The organism is Streptomyces sp. GC420 (genome assembly GCF_009916105.1).
Taxonomy (GTDB): domain Bacteria; phylum Actinomycetota; class Actinomycetes; order Streptomycetales; family Streptomycetaceae; genus Streptomyces.
Map to the genome: position 1 here is coordinate 1 of NZ_JAAAXQ010000824.1, position 573 is coordinate 573.

General features: G+C 71.7%; 1 protein-coding gene. It reads left to right on the top strand.

What is annotated here, in order from left to right; all coding sequences use genetic code 11:
- Positions 1-48: 48 nt before the first annotated feature.
- The coding region (locus GUY61_RS38825) for an NADH-quinone oxidoreductase subunit C (protein WP_166634963.1) at positions 49-573 on the top strand (525 nt) is incomplete at its 3' end.

Here is a 573-nt window from a genome sequence, read left to right on the forward strand (position 1 = left end):
CCCCAGAACCCCGGGCCGTCGTCGGCCGTCCCCGCTCCGGAAGCGGCGGTGGGCTGGCTGCCCGGGCCCGCGTCCGAGCTGTTCGGTGAGGGCGCGACCGCCGAGGAGTCGTACCACCTCCTCACGGTGGACGTGCCCGCCGCCTCCTGGACCGCCGCCCTGCGTACCGCGCGCGACGTCCTCGGCTGCACCTACTTCGACTGGCTGAGCGCCGTCGATGAACCCGGCACCGGGTTCCGCGTCTGCGCGCACGTCGTCGCGCTGGCGCCGGTGCGGCGCCTGCTCGTACGCACGAGCGTCACGCACGCGGAGGCCGTACTGCCGTCCGCGGTGTCCGTGTACGCGGGCGCGGCCTGGCACGAGCGCGAGACCCACGAGATGTTCGGTGTCTCCTTCACGGACCACCCCAACCTGGCACCCCTGTTGCTCCCCGAGGGTTTCGAAGGGCACCCGCTGCGCAAGGACTTCGTGCTCGCCGCCAGCACGAGCTTGCCGACGTTCTCGCTGCGGAACAGCATCTGGAGCGTCTCGGGGAAGTCGTCCACGGTCCCCTTCACCACGTGTTCCTTGACC